The organism is Clostridium sp. (genome assembly GCF_036643715.1).
Taxonomy (GTDB): Bacteria; Bacillota; Clostridia; order Clostridiales; family Clostridiaceae; genus Clostridium.
Genome location: NZ_JAVXRL010000026.1, coordinates 15,370 through 36,108, shown reverse-complemented (window position 1 = coordinate 36,108; position 20,739 = coordinate 15,370). Strand labels below are relative to the sequence as shown.

Below are 20,739 nucleotides of genomic sequence, written 5' to 3'. Positions count from 1 at the left end.
ATAAAATACACCTCCCAAAATTCAACCTTATTTAAATAAAGTTTCACAAAAATTATATGTTTAATCTTGTATGATATAATTATATAATATATAGTCAAGAATAAAAATAACTAAGTAAGATTTGGAGAGATAATATGGAAAGCATTATTGGCTTTGTTGAAGCAATTGTTTTTAAAAGTGATGATACAGGGTATACAGTTACGAAAATAAATGTTAATCGCGAAACTGTTACAGCTGTTGGAGTTGTCCCATTTATAAAGGATGGTCAACAAGTTAAGCTAACTGGGGAATGGATAGTTCACAAACAATTTGGGAAACAATTCAAAATAGAAGAATTCGAAGAAATTTTACCTACAAAAGTAGAAGCAATAGAGAAATATTTAGGTGCAGGTATTATATACGGAATAGGACCTGTAACAGCCAAAAAGATAGTATCCCACTTTGGTGAAGAGACTTTAAATGTGATGGAAAATAATATTGAGAGACTTATGGAAGTTGATGGTATTGGTAAGAAGAAATTTACAATAATATATAAATCATATATAGAACAAAAAGACTTAAAAGATATTATGATGTTTTTCCAATCACATGGGGTTAGTAATAATCAATGCTTAAAAATATATAAGAAATTTGGAAGCAATGCTAAAGAGATAGTATCAGATAATCCGTACATATTATGTAAAGAAATATCAGGAATTGGTTTTAAAACTGCAGATAAAATTGCAATGAGTCTTGGAGTTAAAGCGGATTCACCATTTAGAATAAAAAGTGGTATTGAATATGTTATAAATGGATTTTGTTTAGCTGGAAATACATATATGCCAAAAGAAAAATTAATAGCTGAAGCTTGTGACACTTTAGTTGTAGATAGAAAAATAATTGAAGAAAATATTTATAATTCAGTAGTTGAAGGAAGAATAGTATCAGAGAAAGTTTCTGATGAAGAAGCTATATTTACATTACCTTACTATTACTGCGAACTTGGCATAACAAATAAAATAATAACTTTGGGAATAGAAAACTTCCAAACAATAAATACAGACATACCAAATGAGATAGAGATGTTTGAAAAGAGATATGGAATCACTCTTGCAGAATCTCAAAAAGATGCAATAATAAATGCATTTGTTGAAGGTATAGAAATAATAACTGGAGGACCTGGAACAGGTAAAACAACAATAATAAAATGTATAATAGACATTTACGAAAAAAATGGAATGAAAGTTTTACTTGGTGCTCCAACTGGAAGAGCTGCAAAGAGAATGAGTGAATCAACAGGAAGAGAAGCAAAGACAATACATAGGCTATTAGAAATGGGTGTATCTGATGATGAAGATGACACTAAGTCAATATTCAATAAAGGTGAATCAGAGCCCTTAGAAGCAGATGTAATAATAATAGATGAGGCTTCAATGATAGATGTAACATTAATGCACAACTTATTAAAAGCAATAAAGCTTGGAACTAGAATAATAATAGTTGGAGATGTGGATCAATTACCATCAGTTGGACCTGGAAATGTACTAAAGGATTTAATAAATAGTGGGCTTATTAAAGTTGTTAGATTAAAAGAGATATTTAGACAAGGGGCGGAAAGTTTAATAACTGTAAATGCCCATAGAATTAATAGTGGAGAAATGCCATATCTTAATAAGAAGGGTAATGACTTTTATTTTATAAGAGAAGATGATATTGATGCAATTCTTCAAACAATAATAGATTTAATAAATAGAAGACTTCCAAAGTTTAATCAAGGATTTGATAAACTTAGAGATATTCAAGTTCTAACACCTATGAGAAAAGGGACGTTAGGAGTAGTAAATCTAAATGAAAGTATTCAAAAAGTTTTAAATCCAGAAAGTAAGTACAAGAAAGAAAAAACAATAAAAGAGATGGTATTTAGAGAAGGGGATAAAGTTATGCAAACTAAAAATAACTACTCCCTTAAATGGCATAGAATATCAGGTGAAGGTGATGAAGACGGTGTTGGCGTATTTAACGGTGATATGGGCTTTATAGAAAAGATAGATGAAGAAGAAAAGATTGTAACTGTAGTCTTTGATGATGAGAAGAGAGTGCATTATGACTATGTATATGTTGATGAATTAGAACTTGCATATGCTATAACAATTCATAAGAGCCAAGGTAGTGAATTTAAAGTAATAATAATACCTGCATTTATGGGATCACCATTTTTAATGAATAGAAATCTTTTATATACAGGAATAACAAGAGCTAAAAAGTTAGTTGTAGTAGTTGGAATGCCAAAAGCTTTAAAATATATGGTATCTAATACTCAAATTATGGAGAGGTATTCAGCACTTCAATATAGAATTAAAGACATTATAGATAACAATATTATGGATAAATAAAATAGGAGCTGATAGTATTTATGAATTCAACTGATAAGGAACTAATTTATGTGAAGAAAAGAATAAATAACTACTTAGAAGATGAAGAGCATTTGTTAACTGTTATTGGAAAGCCTTTAGACAGCAATGAAATACTATACGATACAATTAAAGAAGTAATAAAAAGAAGAGGTACTGTACTTTATATATGGGGAAATTCTAGAGTTGATAAAAATTTAATAAATTATATAAATAGAGAAAGTAAATATTATGCTTATACAAGAGAAGATACTACAGATAAGAGGCTCGTATTTATGAATTATAAATATTTATATAATATAAATAGGAATTATGACCTAATTATAATAGATGATATTTCTGCATATTCAAAGTTATCAAAAGATAACTTTGAAAGTTTATATAAAAAAGTGAGAAGATATACTGATAAAGTAATTTTATTCTCATGGATTCAATATAATAAAGGTCTTAATGTAAGTACTTTAAATATTGATAAAAAAGTATTCGTAGAGCCTAGAGTTATAACAACTAGAATTGATTTAAAAAAGGATATTCCGTATGTTCTATATGAATATATATTATGGTTTAAAAATAATAAAAAAAATGTTATAACTTATGTCCCTTATAAAGAGGATATTGAAAGTGTATACAATTATTACAACCAAAAAGTTAAATTAAGTGATGTTAAAGAAGTAAAAATATACGGAGAAAAAATACGAGATAACGTATTAAAAGTAAAAGATAAGTCAATATTTCTAATAACAAATAATATGGAAGAGGTGTTAGAAACTCCGGGTATTGATGGGATAATAATACTTTTTGCAGATAATAGTATTATTGATTATAAAAAAATATTATTTATGTGTAGTAAAGTAACAAAGAGTAAAGGGAACTTTAGAGAAGTCCTTTTAGTTTGCCATAGTGAAACCGAAGATATTGATAAGGCAAGAGAAATATCTAGGAGTTTTAATAAATTATTATGGGAAGAGAAATATTAAAAGTATTAGATTACTTAAAAGATTGTTTTTTTGAAATTATTTTTCCAGCGCCATGTAAGTGCATAGTTTGTGATGAGAATGAAGAAGAAGGATTATGTTTTACATGTAGAAAAACTATAAAAGAATGTACTGAAGAAGATTGCTACGGATATTATAAAGGAGCATTAAAGGAACTTATATTTTTGTTTAAATTTAATAAAGATTTCCTTGCAGGTGAAATATTAATTGATTTAATAAAAGATAAGCTAAAAGGAACTGAAAGTGATTATATATTAACGTATATTCCTATTGGAAAAGCTTCTTTAAAGAAAAGAGGATTTAATCAATGTGAGTATATTGCAAAAGGACTTTCTAAAATTCACGGACTTAAGTGTATCCCTACACTTAAAAAAGTAAAAGAAACTAAAGTTCAGAAAGAACTTAGTAAAAAAGAAAGAAAAGTAAACGTTAAAAATTCTTTTGGACCAATAGATAAAAACTTAATTAAAAATAATAAATTTATACTCATAGATGATGTTGTGACAACAGGTGCAACAATAGAAGAAGGGGTAAAAATTTTAAAAGAAAATGGCGCAAAAGAAATAAAACTGTTGACTATTGCCAGAAGTCGTATATAATATTAATGTAAAGTTAGGTCTGTGATTGAAAGTCGATGCCAGTCGCAGGCGAAACGATCCACATAAGCTAGGCAAAGATTCTAGTGAGCATGGTGCGGTATAGAGGTAAGTCCTACCAAGCATTGGCTTGAGAGTGTTAGTAGTGAGAGGTTAATTCCGGGTAGCAAAAGCTCCAGTAGGCGAGTGTGGGGGCAAAAATCAGGTCAGCTAACTTTACAAAAAAGGATACTAAAATTTTTTAGTATCCTTTTTTGTTATCTAAAATAAGAAAAAAGTTAAAAATTATATGCTTTTAAGAATTAACCTTTAATGGAATATAAATTTTCAGTAAATTCAGAAAATTATATTGAAACATAGTGTGAAAAGGTGTACAATGAATTTATAAAATAAATATAAAAGTTTATTTCTTCTAAGTTTTTTTACTTAGAACATACGAGAGGAGCTGGACTTATGAAGGTAACAGTTGTAACAAAAAACATTGAATTGACTCCTGCTTTAAGAGAGATTGTTGAAAAGAAGATCTCAAAACTGGACAAGTATTTCGAAGGGGATGTTAGTGCTAAAGCAACATTAACAGTACAAAAGAATAGACACAGAATTGAAGTAGCAATTCCGTTTAATGGTATACTATTGAGAGCTGAAGAAATAACAGACGATATGTATAAATCAATTGATCGTGTGGAAGAAAAACTTATGAGACAAATAAGAAAGCAAAGAACTAAGCTAACTAAAAAGCATAAAGAAGCTATTAGATTCTTAGAAATTGCAACAGATGAAGAAGACTATGAAGGTGAAGTTGTTAAAACAAAGAGATTTGCTGTTAAGCCAATGACTGTGGATGAAGCAATACTTCAAATGGAACTTATAGGTCATAACTTCTTCGTTTATAAAGATGCTGATACAAATGACGTTAGTGTTTTATATAAGAGAAAAGATGGAGACTATGGTTTATTAGAACCAGAATATAAATAAGATTAATTGTGCCTCATAGAGTTTATGATAATTATCATAAGGTCTCTATGAGGCTTTTATATGCTACTGAATAAAATATAATAAATAGGATTATTATAATAAATAGTGGAATTAATCAAATAAATTTAATAAAATTGTTATTAAGTTGAAAAAGGTTAATTAAAAATGGTATAATTTATAAATGTATACTAAGATATAAGTAATATATGCTTAACAATTTTTTTAGTATTTGAAAGGATGAAAATATGGGAATGTTTAAGGCTTTATTTGGCACATATAGTGAAAGAGAGGTTAAGAGGATAAAACCATTAGTTGATAAGATAGAAGAGTTAGATTCAACGATGGGAGCACTTAGCGATGATGAACTTAAGGCTAAGACAGTAGAATTTAGAGAGAGATATAAAAATGGTGAAACGTTAGATGATTTATTACCAGAAGCGTTTGCTGTTGTAAGAGAAGCTTCATGGAGAGTACTTAAAATGAAGCATTATAGAGAACAATTAATAGGTGGAATCGTTCTTCATCAAGGAAGAATTGCGGAAATGAAAACTGGTGAAGGTAAAACTTTAGTTGCCACATTACCAGCATACTTAAATGCAATATCTGAAGATGGAGTTCACGTAATAACAGTTAATGATTATCTAGCTTCAAGAGATAGAGAGTGGATGGGAGAAATCTACGAATTCTTAGGACTTACAACAGGGGTAGTTGTTCATGACCTAAGTAATGATCAAAGAAGAGCAGCTTACAATGCAGACATAACATACGGAACAAACAATGAGTTTGGATTCGATTATTTAAGAGATAACATGGTTATATATAAAGAAGAGAGAGTTCAAAGAAAACTTAACTTCGTAATAGTGGATGAGGTTGACTCAATTCTTATTGATGAAGCTAGAACCCCACTTATAATTTCAGGAGCTGGTGAGAAATCAACAGAGTTCTATAAAGTAGCAGATTATTTTGTTAAAACGTTAATTAAAGAAGAAGATTATACAATTGATGAAAAAGCAAATGCAGTTATGCTAACAGAAAATGGTATAGAAAAAGCAGAAAAAGCATTTAAAGTTGAAAACTATGCTGATGCTGATAATATGCAATTACAACATTATGTAACACAAGCATTAAAAGCTAATTACTTCATGAGATTAGATAAAGACTACATGGTTAAAGACGGAGAAGTTATAATTGTTGATGAATTTACAGGAAGACTTATGGAAGGTAGAAGATATTCAGATGGTCTTCACCAAGCTATTGAAGCTAAAGAAGGAGTTAAAATTGCAAGGGAATCAAAAACTTTAGCAACAATAACATTCCAAAATTACTTCAGAATGTACAATAAGTTATCAGGTATGACAGGTACAGCTTTAACAGAAGAAAATGAATTTAGAGAAATTTATGGATTAGACGTTATAGTTATACCAACTCACAGAGAAATTCAAAGATTAGATAAGCAAGACATTGTATATAAAACTGCAAAAGGTAAGTACAATGCAATTGTAGATGAAATAAAAGAAGCTCATGAGAAAGGTCAACCAGTATTAGTTGGTACAGCAAGTATTGAAAAGTCAGAAATAATTTCAGCTCTTTTAAAGAAGAGAGGAATAAAACATAAAGTCTTAAATGCTAAGTTCCATGAACAAGAAGCTGAAATAATAGCAGATGCTGGTGAAGTTAATTCAGTAACAATTGCTACAAACATGGCAGGTAGAGGTACTGATATTAAACTTGGAGAAGGTGCTATAGAAGCTGGTGGACTTAAGATTATAGGTACTGAAAGACATGAATCAAGAAGAATAGATAATCAGCTTAGAGGACGTTCAGGTAGACAAGGAGATATTGGAGAATCAACATTCTTCATATCATTAGAAGATGACTTAATGAGAATCTTCATGTCAGAGAAAACTCACGCTATGGTTGATAAGCTTGGCTTAGAAGAAGATGATGCAATAGAAAGTAAGATAATAACAAGATCAATAGAAAGTGCTCAAAAGAAAGTTGAAGGACATAACTTTGACATAAGAAAGAACCTTTTAGGATATGATGATGTTATGAATATGCAAAGAGAAATCATCTATAAGCAAAGAACTCAAGTTCTTGAAGGTGAAAACTTAAAAGCAGAAGTTGAGGGAATGGTTAAAGAAGTTATAAGTGCTGCAGTTGACACACATATAACTGGAATGGAAGATGACTACAAAACAGAATTTAAGAATTTAATTCTTTATTTAGATGACATTTGTCTTCCTGCAAATAGAATTACTATTGAAGATTTAGTTAATCTTTCAAATGATGAAATAAAACAAAAATTAATAGATTTATCATTAGAAATATACAATGGTAAAGAAGCTGAGTTTGGAGAAGAAAAACTTAGAGAAATAGAAAGAGTTGTTCTTCTAAAGAACGTTGATATGAAGTGGATGGATCATATTGATAATATGGACCACTTAAAGCAAGGTATTGGTCTTAGAGCATTTAAGCAACAAGATCCAGTTCAAGCATACCAAATGGAAGGTAGTACAATGTTTGATGAAATGATAGAATCAATAAAAGTTGATACTATTAAGTACTTATTCCACGTTCAAATGGAAAAAGCTCCAGAAAGAGAAAGAGTTGCTAAAGAAACTGTAGCAGTTCATGAAGGATCAGGAGATGCTCCAAAGAAAAAAGAACCAGCTAAGAAATCAGTAACAGTTGGAAGAAATGAAACATGTCCTTGTGGAAGTGGTAAAAAGTATAAAAACTGTTGTGGTAGAGAAGTTTAAAGATTATTATAAAAGTTAAAAGAGGGGATGTATCTTTGATACAGCCCCTTTTTAAAATTAAATAGAGGTGATTTTATATGAGAATAGAGCTTGAAAAAGCATTAGCTAAAATGCCAAGTCTAAAGGAAAAAATAAATGAAATGAGGGCTTCACTTTGACAAAGTAGCTTTGGAAAAGGGAATAGAAGAACTTGATTTAAAGATGCAAGAAAATGGATTCTGGGATGATATAAAAAAAGCAGAAGAAATAACGAAAGAAAGTAAATTCCTAAAGAATAAACTTGCAAGATTTGAAGCTTTAGAAACAAAAATAGATGATATAGAAGTTTTGAATGAAATTATGGATGAAGATGATGACGAATCAATTGATGAAATAATTGAAGGAGTTGCATTTTTAGAAAAAGCAGCAGATGATTATAGAATAGAAATACTTCTATCAGGTGAATATGATAAAAATGATGCTATTTTCACTCTTCATGTAGGTGTTGGTGGAACTGATGCTAACGACTGGACAGAGATGCTTTTAAGAATGTACACAAGATGGGCAGAAAATCATCGCTTTTCTGTGGAAACTTTAGATTTAATTCAAGGTGACGAAGCAGGTATTAAAAGTGTAACTTTAAGAATAAAAGGTGATTTTGCTTACGGATATTTAAAAGCTGAAAAGGGAATCCATAGATTAGTTAGAATATCACCATATAATGCTAATGGTAAGAGACAGACATCATTTGCATCTGCTGAAGTATTACCAGAACTAACAAAGGATCAGGATATAGATATAAGACCAGATGATCTAAGAGTTGATACTTATAGAGCTGGAGGTGCTGGAGGACAGCACGTTAATAAAACTGAATCAGCAGTTAGAATAACACACATTCCAACGGGAGTAGTTGTGCAGTGTCAAAATGAAAGAAGTCAATTCTCAAATAGAGATACAGCTATGGCAATGTTAAAATCTAAGCTTATAGAACTTAAAGAGAGAGCTCATAAGGAAAAGATAGAAGACTTAACAGGGGAACTTAAAGATATGGGCTGGGGAAGTCAAATAAGATCATATGTGTTCCATCCTTATAACATGGTAAAGGATCATAGAACAGGAGAAGAAACATCAAATGTTCAAGCTGTCATGGATGGGGATATTGATAAATTTATAAACGCATATTTATCAAGTGAAGCAAATCAATAGAATAATTAAGATTATAAAAGCTAATTCATATTTAAAATAGGGATTAGCTTTTTTTTGTTTCCGTAAATTACCACATAAAAAACCCAAATATAGTCATTGACTAATAGACTAATATGTAATAAAATCTTTAAAGTAAACAAATGATAATTAATTTCAGTTAATAAATAAAATCAAAATCAAATGACAAGGAGAAGAGAGATGAAAAAATTAAAAGGTATTTTTTTAGTTGCAGTTATGTTAGTTACAATGGGAATATTTGTTGGGTGTTCTAATGATGAAAGTAAATCAAAAGAAGAAACTAAAGTAGTAAAAACATTAAAAGGTGATGCTATTATACCAAAAGATCCTAAAAATATAGTTGATATATCAGGAAGTAGTGAAGAATTAGTTCTACTTGGGCACACACCAGTTGGAACTGCAAATGTTGATTCTTATGAAACAACTAAAGTTCCCTCATATATGGAAGAAAAGCTTGGAGATGCAAAAATAGTAGGTCATTCAATGATGGATACTATGGATATAGAAGCAATTTTAAGCACAAAGCCAGATTTAATAATAATGAGCGAAAGACAATCAAAGATATATGATCAATTAAAAGATATTGCACCAGTTGTTATGATTAAAGATTTTGGTAATGACTGGAGAGGAAGATTTAAAGAAGTAGCAGCAATATTTGGAGAAGAAAATAAAGCTGATGAATGGTTAAATAATTATGATGAAAAGGCCAAGAAGATTGGTGCTGACATAGAAAAGAAAAATGGAAACAGTACATATTTACCTGTATTAAGTACAACAGGTCAGTTTATGGTATTTAGCGATGCTGGAATAGGTTCAATTATATATGATGATATGGGACTTAAAAAGCCAGAAAATATGCCAAAACAAGATAATATAACATTACCTACAGTTACTATGGAAGGTTTAACTAAAATAGATGCAGATAAAATAGTAGTTATTGCTAGTGAAGCGGACAAGAATGATTTAGCTAAAAGCAAAGTTTGGTCAAATATTAGAGCTGTAAAAGACGGTAATGTAATAATGCTTAGCACAAGCCCATACTTTACTCAAGCATATAATCCAATTGGAAGAGATTTATTATTAGATTCTCTAAAGAATGAGTTGTAATGACTATTTCAAATAGAAAGAAAGGTTCATATTTGCTATTTACAATAGGGGGCATAGTTTTAGTAGCTGGTGTTATATTATCTATAACAATTGGAGCAAAAACTATAGATTTAAATGTTATAGCAAAAAGTATATTTACAAGTTCAAGTGATGTTGATGTTCAAATAGTGAGAGATGTTAGAATTCCAAGAGCTCTAGCAGCTCTGCTAGTTGGAGGATTTCTAGGAGTATCAGGTGCCATAATGCAAGGCGTTACTAGAAATAAAATAGCAGAGCCTTCGATAATGGGAATAACTCAAGGTGCAACTTTTGCAATAGCAATAGCACTAGTATTACAAAAAATATTTCCAAAACTTATAATAGGAAGCTTTTTACTTATGATATTTGCTTTTTTAGGAGCGAGTATAAGTGGTATATTAGTTTACTTTATAAGTTCTAGAACAGTTAAAAAAGTAGAACCAGTAAAGTTAGTTCTTGCAGGAACAGCACTTGGAACATTATTAATTTCATTAGCTGTAGGAATATCAATGTATTTCAATCTTTCACAAAAACTAAGCTTTTGGATAGCAGGTGGCCTTAGTGGAGCAAATTGGAATGGAGTTATTATGTTATTAGTGTGTGGAGTAATAGGTATTACAACAGCAATTATATTAGCTCCAAAAATAACTGTTATAAGTCTTGGTGAAGAGGTAGCAATTGGGCTTGGTGAAAATACTAACTTAATTAGAGCTATTTCATTATTATCAGTAATAATATTAACAGGTGCTTCAGTTTCAGTTGCAGGTAATATTATATTTGTAGGATTAATAGTTCCACAAATAGTTAAAGGAATAGTTGGAGCTGACTTTAAGTACATAATTCCAAACTCTTTTATACTAGGAAGTATATTAGTTGTTTATGGGGATATTTTAGCAAGAACATTAAATGCACCATATGAAATGCCAATTGGATCACTTACAGCATTACTAGGTGTTCCTATATTTATTTACTTAGTTAGAAAGGAGAACATTTAAATGAATAGTTTATATAAGAATAAAAAAGTTCTCCTTATTTCAGTTGGATTAATAGCAGTTATATTTTTAACATTTCTAATAAGTTTAAATATTGGTACTTATAAAATAGAGCCTATGGATGTTATTAAAACATTAGTAGGAAGTGGAACAAGTAGTGATGAATTAGTAATATTCAAATTAAGACTTCCACGAATAATTATTGCAATATTAGTTGGAACGGCCCTTGCAGTATCAGGAACCATACTTCAATGTGTAACTAAAAATGATTTAGCTGATTCAGGTATACTTGGAATTAATTCAGGTGCAGCATTATTCGTTGTAATGTACATTTATTTTATGAATGGAAATGTCTATGATGGAATAAGTAATTTAACTATATTCACTATGCCTATTGTAGCATTAGCTGGAGCTATAGTTGGAGCAATGCTTATATACATATTATCAATGAGTAAAGGCACAATAAAGCCATCAAGACTACTTCTTGTTGGTATTGGTATAAATGTAGCATTCACTTCATTTTTAACTATATTTCAATTAAAATTTACAACTCAAGAATTTAATAGAGTAATGGCTTGGACATCAGGAAGTCTTTGGGGGACAAGTTGGAGCTATGTTCTAGCAATACTCCCATTTATATTGACAGTTCTTTGTATTATATTTTATAAATCTAGATATTTAGATATATTAAACTTAGGGGATGAAACAGCTACAGGGCTTGGAATAGATGTAGAGAAAGAGCGGAGAAAACTTCTTATTTATTCAGTAATATTAGCAGGGGTATCCACAGCTGTTGCGGGAAGTATATCATTTTTAGGGCTAATTGCACCTCATATAGGAAGAAAATTAGTAGGACCTAAACATAAAAATTTAATACCAGTATCAGCTTTAATTGGGACTGTTATTATATTAATTTCAGATACAATATCAAGAAATCTAATTGCACCTATGGAAATACCAGTTGGAATAATTATCTCTATTATAGGAGTTCCATACTTTATCTACTTAATGCTATCAAATTAAAATATGTAAGGAGAACTGAAAATGAGCTGTATAAGAACAAAAGACTTAAATATATACTATGGAGACAATCATATAGTTAAAGATTTAGATTTAAATATACCAAAAGGCAAAATTACAACGATAATAGGAGCTAATGGATGTGGTAAATCAACTATATTGAAAACTATAGCAAGGATTTTAAAAGCAAAAAGTGGTGATATATTTATAAATGATATTTCATTAAAAGATCAAAGTTCAAAAGACCTTGCTAAATCAATGGCTGTTCTTCCGCAATCACCAGTTGCACCTGAAGGTCTTACTGTTGAGGAACTTATAGCTTATGGTAGATTCCCACATCAAAAAGGATTTGGCAGTTCAAATAATGAAGATAAAGGTATAATAAAATGGGCATTAGAAGTTACAGGTATATTAGAATTTAAAGATAGAACTATGGAAGCTTTATCAGGTGGACAAAGGCAGAGAGCTTGGATAGCTATGGCACTTGCTCAGCAAACAGATATTTTGCTTTTAGATGAACCAACAACTTACTTGGATTTAGCTCATCAATTAGAGATACTGAAACTTTTAGAGAAATTAAATAAAGAAGAGGGAAGAACTATAGTGATGGTTATTCATGAACTTAATAATGCAGCTAGGTTCGCGGATCATATGATTGGAGTTAAAAGTGGGAAGATAGTTTGCACTGGAACTCCAAAAGAAGTTATGACAAAAGATAACCTTAAAGAAATATTTAATATAGATGCAGATATTTTAATAGAACCAAAAAGTAATAAACCAGTTTGTGTTACATATGATATTGTTTGATAGAAAAGATAAGGCTAATTAAATATTAGTTTTATCTTTTTTTAAAAATATATTAAAAATAATTAAAAAAATGTTGCAAATCGGTTTACCATATATTACTATTATAATGTAGAGGTTTACAAGAAAAAATATAAAGGTAGGTATTGTTATGAGAAAAAGTAAAGAAATTACTAAATTATTAGTTGCATCTGCGTTAGTTGGGTGCTTATCTATCACAAATACTGTTAATGTATTTGCAGCTTCTAAAAATACTGATGATAACGTTAAGAAGGGGAGTATTACTAAAGTAAGCGAAAAAGAAACAATAAAAAAGATGAGAGAACTATGGAAAGATGATTTAACTGGTGGTAAAAATATTGATATCAATAATGAAGTAATATCTAAAAAGATATCTGGTTATGTTAAGAAAACCGGTTTACTCACTGAGTCAATGAATAAGAATAAAGAAAACGATTGGTTATGGGATAATTTAAAAGATTATAAAACTGTTCCTGCAAGTATAACATCAATGTTAAATAACATTTATGATATGGCAATGGCGTATAGTTTGCCAAATGATAAATATTATAAAAATGATAAGCTAAAAGAGGATATCTTATATGCATTAGATTGGGTTAATGAAAAGGCATACAACGATAAAGTAGAGCAGTATGGTAATTGGTGGGATTGGATGATTGGAATACCAGCTAGATTAAATAATATTGTAATTTTAATGTATGATGATTTATCTAAAGAACAAATAAATAATAATATGAATGCGATTCAGAAGTTCTTACCAAGCATTGAACCTGGAAGTAGAAATCACACAGGAGCGAATTTAGCAGATGTATGTATAAATAAGTTATTACAAGGAGTAATACTTGAAGACACGGATAAAATTAAAGAAGGATCAGAAGATATATCTAGTGTATTTGAATATGTTACATCTGGTGATGGTTTCTATCCTGATGGTTCATATGTTCAACATGGTATAGTTGCATATACAGGAAGTTATGGTAACGTACTTATAGATAAAGTTTCGAATTTAATGTTTTTATTAGAAGATACTCCTTGGAAAATTAAATCAGAGAATAAAAATAATATTTATAAGTGGGTATTTGAAAGTTTTGATCCTATAATTTATAAAGGTTATGTTATGGATATGGTTAGAGGTAGATCAATATCAAGATATAATGGTAACGGATATATTCAAGCTTCTGGAATAATAGAAGGAATGATTAAATTATCAATGATTGCTGATGATAATACTTCTTTAAGAATACAAAAATTAGTTAAACAGTGGGGTACTGAAGCATCTAAAGTAATTGATTATGGAAGTAAGTTTAAATCAATTAATGTTATAAATAATTATTATAAAATTATGAATGATGATAGTATAGTGCCAAGTAAACAAGGTGCCGAGCATCATGCATTAAATATGATGGACAAGACTATTCATGAGAGAGAAGACTTTGCTCTTGCAATAGCAAGAAGTTCAAATAGAATTAGTAAATATGAGTTTATGAATAAAGAAAATTTACATCCTTGGTTCCAAGGAGATGGTATGATGTATCTTTACAATAATGACTTAACGCAATTCTCAGAAGATTTCTGGCCAACAGTAGATCCTTATAGAATGCCAGGAACAACTGTCGATACAAGAAAAAGAGAAGATAAAGATATATTACCAGATTTTGAACCTTCAGCACCAGAACAAGATGAAGTTTATTATGAACTTACAAATAGCAACTGGTCTGGTGGAACAAAGATGGGTAACTACGGTGTTTCAGGAATGCAAATTGATAATAAATATGATTCATTAAAAGCTAATAAATCATGGTTTATGTTTGATGATGAAATAGTATCACTTGGTTCTGGAATAACTAATCCAGATAATTTTGAAAATGAAACTATAGTTGAAAATAGAAAATTAACTAAAGACGGACAAAATAAATTAACTATAGATGGTAAAGATTCATTTGCAAAACTAGGTGATAGCGGAAAAGTTAAAAATGCTAAGTGGGCTCACCTGCAAGGTAATGTTCAAGGTTCTGATATCGGATATTACTTCCCGGATGGAACTGATTTAAATGTTATAAGAGATGAGAGAGAAGGAAGCTGGAAAGAGATAAATGGTGGAACTAATTCACCAACAACTACTATAAAAAATAATTATTTAACTATGTATATAGACCACGGTAAGAATATAAAAAATGAAAAATATAGTTATGTTTTACTTCCAAATAAGTCAAAAGAAGAAGTAGCAAAGTATGCAAGTAACTCTAATGTAGAAATAGTTAGAAATGATGATGTTGCACAAGGAGTTAAACATAAGACATTAAATATGGAAGGCGCTAACTTCTTTAAAAATGGTGAAAATAAATCAGGAACTATAACATCATCAGGAAAATCATCTGTTATGGTTAGAAAAAATAATGATGAAACGTTAGATATAGCAATTTCAGATCCTACATTCGAAGGGGACAAGCTAACTATATATGTTGATGGAAATGGAAAGAGTGTAGTTTCAAAAGATGATAATATAACTAATGTATCATTTAAAGATGGGAAAATTAAAATAGACGTAAATGTCAAAAATGCTGGAGGAAAAACATTTAATTTAAAAGTTAAAACTACAGATGAGCCAACAGTTGAACCACCAAAGGTTGAAGATTTAAATGCAGTGCCAAAAATAAATGGTGAAAATATTGTTATGAAAAAGGGAGATACATGGAATAAAGATCTTCATAAGTTAATTGCAACGGATAAAGAAGATGGGGATTTAAATAATAAGATTAAAGTTAAAGAACAAAATGTACCTCTTGATAAAGATAATAAGGTAACTAAAACTGGAGACTATTTTGTAGTATTTGAAGTAGAAGATAAAGATGGAGCTAAAGCTTCAAAAAAGTTTACTGTTAAAGTTGAAGATGTAAAGGGAGAAAATTCAAATGAAAATATAGAAGAAAAACCAGATGGAGGTAAGCTTCCAAGCACTTCAGTTACAGCAGGAGCATTTGGAGCTGCAATTGGTGGGTTAGCACTAGTAGCATCAGGACTTGCAGCATTAAAAAAGAAAAAGAAATAATATAAATAAATAAATAAAAAAGGGGTGTAATACCCCTTTTTTTTATAATGGAAGAATCCAATTAAGATATGCAAATGTTCTTGAGTCAGCACTAGATATAAGTTTTTTATCAATATTTAGATGTGTAGAAATATTAGAAATTATATCTTCTGAAGAAAAAGTGCTTTCTAATCTATAATAATAATTAAGATTCTTCTTAGTAACTGTTACTAAAGTCCATTTCCCTAAAAAAGATAGTTTATTTATATCAGGTGCTACCTCTTGATTTTTGATTGTTATTGTCCAAATAAAAGAATCATAAATATCTTTAAAATTATTATGTTCTTTTTTAATAGCAACTATTCTTTTAAAAATGCTACTAATATAAATGGCAGAACTAATGATAAACACTAATAATAAAATAGCAATAACAGTACTTATATGTGAATAGATAGGCATAGATAACTTGTTACCAACAATAGTAAACAAATAAAATAATAATAATCCTATAAGTATTATTATTGTTTGTAAAGTTAGTGCTTTACTTCTTAAATTTACTAACTGATTTAAGTTAGAGCAATTTGAAGCAGGATTTAAACTCTCTAAATTAAAAAACTTAAATTTCTTCATAATAAACACTCCTATCATATTATATTAACTATATTATGACATAATTAGAGTAAATTTTCAAAAATACTATATATTTTATATTTTTCTTTTAGAGTTATCTATTTTTTTTATTATTGGATAACTTATAAGTAATAAAAAAACTACAAATGATAACGCATGTAAAAATGGATTAAGAATAATTTTTGTAACTGTACCATAACAGTTTTTCATAATATATTTGTCAGTAAGAAGGAAGGCATTATCTATTGCATCTTCTGAAATGAATTCAACTATGTCATTAGGAGTGTGAATTTTACTAACATCACTATGAGAAACAGTTAAAGAATCAAATCCATTATTTATAAAACTTGCATGATCACTTGAATCTTCATATTTAACATCAAAATTTAAATTATTATCATTACATAACTTTTCTAAATCATTAATAAGTTTAGAATCCTTACCTTTAGAATTAGCACCACTCATAAATGTTATAGGATAGTCTTTAGCACCAATCATATCAAAATTAATAACTTTAGCACCTTTAAGTTCTTCTTTATACTTACTTGCAAAGTCATTTGATCCAAGAAGTCCAAATTCTTCAGCATTTAAAGCAACAAATATAATATCTCTATTTGGTTTTGGAAGAGATGACATATATTTAGAAAGCTCAATTAAGAAGGAAGCTCCAGATGCATTATCAAGGGCACCATTATAAATATTACCTAAAGTATCACATCCCATATGGTCAAAATGAGCAGTAAGAATAAGAGGCTCTAACTTATCATTTCTACCTTCAAGTTTAGAAACAACATTAAATATCTCAGTCTTTTTTGTTGAATATGGAAGTGAAATAGATATTTCAGAACCAGACTTTAGTGAAGAAGCCATAGTTTCATAAACGTCTTTTGTAATTGCAACAGCAAAAGAAATAGGTGAATCATTTATAAATGAACTACGGAATATAAAATTTTCTTCTTTACTTACATAAAATAAGAAAATATTGCCTCCCTTCTTAAAAGATATTGAAGAAGGAAATATGTTTATACTATCTTTTGAAGATAAAATTTCAGATGAAGAGTTAAAATTAAGCATATCTTCTTTAAAATCTTTTCCGTACTTATAAGATTTAATTTCTTTTCCATCTTTATTTATAGAAAGACTAGGTGTATTTTCGTTTCTAAAGGGAGCAGTTACTTGAAATCCTTCCTTATAGCTTTCTCCCATTTTATCAAGTTTTAGTTCTTCAAAAGTTTTTGTTATGTAGTTAGTTGCATTATAATTTTCTTCTGTTCCGCACAGTCTACCTTGAAATTCATTAGAAGATAAATGAGCTATTGTATCTTTTACATTATTAGAATTAAAGTAATGCATTGAACATCGTAAACCTAAGAAAAAAATAAATATAATAGCGGAGATAATAGTACAAATTTTGTATAACTTTGATTTCATTTAATACCTCAAAATATATTGTTTCATTAAAGTCTATTAAAACAATTGAGGCTTTATGATTAATTTAAGTTAAGCTTTTTTGTACATCATATCCATTACTGCATAAACTACAGTAAATATTAGACAAATATAAGTTACTATATTTGTTTTATAATTTATTATAAGAAGAATTCCACCAAGTAGAGCTGTTATAAGTATTATATAATTTATAAATTTATTAAGCCCTGATTTAGATGCATTAATAACGTTAACTGATGATATTAATATTAAAGCTAATGTTAAAAATGAGAAAACATCATTTAATGTATTTGAAAATACAATTATTTTATAATGATTAAAAGTTAATAATGTTATAAGAACTACTAACAATAAAGATATTGTTTTTTGCAAATACTTATTCATATAAAAAACCTCCTTATGGAAAATATTTACAATTTAAATTATACTAGAACTTAACATAATTACAATATGTATTATTTAAATTAAGGAAAATAATTGAAAAAAGTTTATGTAAAGTAGTAAGAGGGGTATAATAGAAAATGGATTATTTTTTTTGGAGGTTAAGTATATGAATATAAATGAAAGATTATCAAAAGAACTTAATATTAAGTTAAGTGTAATTAATAATGTTATTGAATTATTAGATGGAGGGAATACAGTTCCTTTTATTGCGAGATATAGAAAAGAAATGACAGATGGTCTTTCTGATGAGGCATTAAGAGATTTAGAAGAAAGATTAACATATTTAAGAAACTTAGATGAAAGAAAAGAAACAGTTTCAAAATCAATAGAAGAACAAGGTAAATTAACAGAAGAAATTAAACTTGCCTTAAGTAAAGCAGCAACATTAACAGAGGTAGAAGATATATATAGACCTTATAAGAAAAAGAAAAGAACTAGAGCAACAATAGCTTTAGAAAAAGGATTAAAACCTCTTGCAGAAATTATTTTAGAAGGTAATTTTAAAGGGGATATTAAAGAGGAAGCTAAGAATTTTATTAATGAAGAAAAAGAAGTTAAAGATGAGATGGAAGCTATAAGTGGAGCTATGGATATAATTGCTGAAATAATATCAGATGAAGCAGATTATAGAAAATGGATAAGAGCTTTTGTATTTAGAGAAGGTATTATAGAAACTAAAGGATCAAGTGAAGAAAGAACCCCTTATGAAATGTACTATGATTATAAAGAAGAAGTTCGCAAGATACCACCTCATAGAATTTTAGCTATAAATAGAGGAGAAAAGGAAAAGATACTATCAGTAAAAGTAGTATGTCTAGAAGATAAAATTATTTCTTATTTAGAAAAGAATATTTTAAAGGATAATGAAGAGACAGATAGTATATTAAAAGATAGTATAAAGGATTCATTAAAGAGACTTATCTATCCTTCAATTGAAAGAGAGATAAGGAATGAACTTACGGATAAAGGTGAAGAAGGTGCTATTAATATATTTAAAGAAAACCTTAAAGCTCTTTTATTACAAGCACCAATAAAGGGTAAAGTTGTTATGGGATATGACCCAGGTTTTAGAACAGGATGTAAAATAGCAGTTTTAGATAGTACAGGTAAGTTTTTAGAAAATACAGCAGTATATCCAACAGCACCAAGAAATGATGTTGAAGGTACTAAGAAGAAGCTTAAAGAACTTATAAATAAGCATAATGTTGATGTAATTTCTCTTGGTAATGGAACAGCATCAAGAGAATCAGAAGAAGTTGTAAGTGAAGTTATAAAAGAAGTTAAAAGTGAAACAGGTCGTGAAGTTTCTTATGTAATAGTATCAGAAGCTGGTGCATCAGTTTACTCAGCGTCAAAACTTGCAACTAAGGAATATCCAGATTTGGATGTTACTGTAAGAGGGGCGATTTCAATTGGTAGAAGACTTCAAGATCCACTTGCAGAACTAGTTAAAATTGATCCTAAAGCAATTGGAGTTGGTCAGTATCAGCATGATGTTACTCAAAAAAGATTAGAAGAATCTTTAAATGGAGTTGTTGAAGACTCAGTAAATAAAGTTGGTGTGGATTTAAATACAGCAACACCAAGTCTTTTAACTCATATATCAGGAATTAACTCAAGTATTGCTGATAATATAGTAGCATATAGAGAAGAAGCTGGAGAATTTAAAACAAGACGTGAGCTTCTTAAAGTTAAGAGACTTGGACAAAAGGCATTTGAACAATGTGCAGGTTTCTTAAGAGTTATGGAAAGTAAGAATCCTTTAGATAATACATCAGTTCATCCAGAGTCATATGATTCTGCAAAGAAACTTATAGAAATGCTTGGGTATACAATGGATGACCTAAAGAAGAAGAACTTAGGCGACATTGAAGAGAGAGTTAAAAGTAAGGGGCTTAGTAATATATCTAAAGAGTTAGAAATTGGAGAGCTTACTTTAACTGATATAGTTAAGGAACTTCAAAAGCCAGGTAGAGATCCAAGAGAAGATATGCCAAAGCCAATATTAAAAACAGGTGTAATTGAACTTAAAGATTTAAAACCAGAAATGGTATTAATGGGAACAGTAAGAAATGTTTCAGACTTTGGTGCTTTTGTTGATATTGGAGTTCATCAAGATGGTCTTGTTCATAAAAGTCAAATGGCAAATAAATTTGTTAAGCATCCACTTGATATAGTAAAGGTTGGAGATATTATAAAAGTTAAAATTATGGAAGTTGATGAGAAGAGAAAGAGAATATCTCTTTCAATGAAGGATGTAGAACAATAATACATTTAATATATTTATTAATAAAATAAAAGTTTT

General features: G+C 29.1%; 15 protein-coding genes. 12 read left to right on the top strand and 3 right to left on the bottom strand.

Annotated features, from left to right (window positions below; genetic code table 11):
* Positions 1 to 134: 134 nt before the first annotated feature.
* The 11 genes from recD2 to RSF37_RS08995 all read left to right on the top strand — a co-directional run bounded on the left by recD2 (position 135) and on the right by RSF37_RS08995 (position 15,932).
* Complete coding sequence (recD2, locus tag RSF37_RS09045; protein WP_332564085.1) at positions 135 to 2,372, top strand: SF1B family DNA helicase RecD2; 2,238 nt, start codon at positions 135 to 137, stop codon at positions 2,370 to 2,372.
* Positions 2,373 to 2,392: 20 nt separating this feature from the next.
* Entirely contained in the window at positions 2,393 to 3,367 is a 975-nt protein-coding gene (locus RSF37_RS09040) for a hypothetical protein (RefSeq protein WP_332564084.1), read from the top strand.
* The gene (locus RSF37_RS09035; protein ID WP_332564083.1) at positions 3,349 to 3,984 is read left to right on the top strand and encodes a ComF family protein; all 636 of its coding nucleotides are present in this window, start codon (positions 3,349 to 3,351) and stop codon (positions 3,982 to 3,984) included. The genes RSF37_RS09040 and RSF37_RS09035 overlap by 19 nt, the downstream gene beginning before the upstream one ends.
* Before the next feature lie 450 nt (positions 3,985 to 4,434).
* On the top strand, positions 4,435 to 4,956 hold the full coding sequence (gene hpf, locus RSF37_RS09030) for a ribosome hibernation-promoting factor, HPF/YfiA family (protein ID WP_332564082.1): 522 nt from the start codon (positions 4,435 to 4,437) through the stop codon (positions 4,954 to 4,956).
* Between the two features lie 245 nt (positions 4,957 to 5,201).
* Positions 5,202 to 7,718, top strand: coding sequence for a preprotein translocase subunit SecA (secA, locus tag RSF37_RS09025; RefSeq protein WP_332564081.1), 2,517 nt, complete (start codon positions 5,202 to 5,204; stop codon positions 7,716 to 7,718).
* Positions 7,719 to 7,795: 77 nt separating this feature from the next.
* Positions 7,796 to 8,903, top strand: a protein-coding gene (gene prfB / locus RSF37_RS09020) for a peptide chain release factor 2 (protein ID WP_332564080.1) whose coding sequence is annotated in 2 segments (ribosomal slippage) — positions 7,796 to 7,861 and positions 7,863 to 8,903 — 1,107 coding nt in all. Because the reading frame shifts where the segments join, the coding sequence is not laid out codon by codon here.
* A gap of 198 nt (positions 8,904 to 9,101) precedes the next feature.
* Positions 9,102 to 10,028, top strand: a complete 927-nt coding sequence (locus tag RSF37_RS09015; RefSeq protein WP_332564079.1) for an ABC transporter substrate-binding protein — start codon at positions 9,102 to 9,104, stop codon at positions 10,026 to 10,028.
* The gene (locus tag RSF37_RS09010) at positions 10,028 to 11,041 is read left to right on the top strand and encodes a FecCD family ABC transporter permease (RefSeq protein WP_332564078.1); all 1,014 of its coding nucleotides are present in this window, start codon (positions 10,028 to 10,030) and stop codon (positions 11,039 to 11,041) included. The genes RSF37_RS09015 and RSF37_RS09010 overlap by 1 nt, the downstream gene beginning before the upstream one ends.
* Positions 11,042 to 12,061 (top strand): FecCD family ABC transporter permease, encoded by a 1,020-nt coding sequence (locus RSF37_RS09005; protein ID WP_332564077.1) that lies wholly within the window; start codon positions 11,042 to 11,044, stop codon positions 12,059 to 12,061.
* A gap of 21 nt (positions 12,062 to 12,082) precedes the next feature.
* The gene (locus RSF37_RS09000) at positions 12,083 to 12,865 is read left to right on the top strand and encodes an ABC transporter ATP-binding protein (RefSeq protein WP_332564076.1); all 783 of its coding nucleotides are present in this window, start codon (positions 12,083 to 12,085) and stop codon (positions 12,863 to 12,865) included.
* Between the two features lie 148 nt (positions 12,866 to 13,013).
* Positions 13,014 to 15,932, top strand: coding sequence for a polysaccharide lyase family 8 super-sandwich domain-containing protein (locus RSF37_RS08995; RefSeq protein ID WP_332564075.1), 2,919 nt, complete (start codon positions 13,014 to 13,016; stop codon positions 15,930 to 15,932).
* 42 nt (positions 15,933 to 15,974) lie between these two features.
* Here RSF37_RS08995 and RSF37_RS08990 read toward each other — a convergent pair whose 3' ends face one another.
* The 3 genes from RSF37_RS08990 to RSF37_RS08980 all read right to left on the bottom strand — a co-directional run bounded on the left by RSF37_RS08990 (position 15,975) and on the right by RSF37_RS08980 (position 18,374).
* Entirely contained in the window at positions 15,975 to 16,541 is a 567-nt protein-coding gene (locus RSF37_RS08990) for a hypothetical protein (protein ID WP_332564074.1), read from the bottom strand.
* Positions 16,542 to 16,616: 75 nt separating this feature from the next.
* Entirely contained in the window at positions 16,617 to 17,972 is a 1,356-nt protein-coding gene (locus RSF37_RS08985; RefSeq protein WP_332564073.1) for a M28 family metallopeptidase, read from the bottom strand.
* A gap of 69 nt (positions 17,973 to 18,041) precedes the next feature.
* On the bottom strand, positions 18,042 to 18,374 hold the full coding sequence (locus RSF37_RS08980; protein ID WP_332564072.1) for a hypothetical protein: 333 nt from the start codon (positions 18,372 to 18,374) through the stop codon (positions 18,042 to 18,044).
* 166 nt (positions 18,375 to 18,540) lie between these two features.
* Between RSF37_RS08980 and RSF37_RS08975 the strand changes: the two genes are divergently transcribed.
* Positions 18,541 to 20,703, top strand: coding sequence for a Tex family protein (locus tag RSF37_RS08975; protein WP_332564071.1), 2,163 nt, complete (start codon positions 18,541 to 18,543; stop codon positions 20,701 to 20,703).
* Positions 20,704 to 20,739 lie beyond the last annotated feature (36 nt).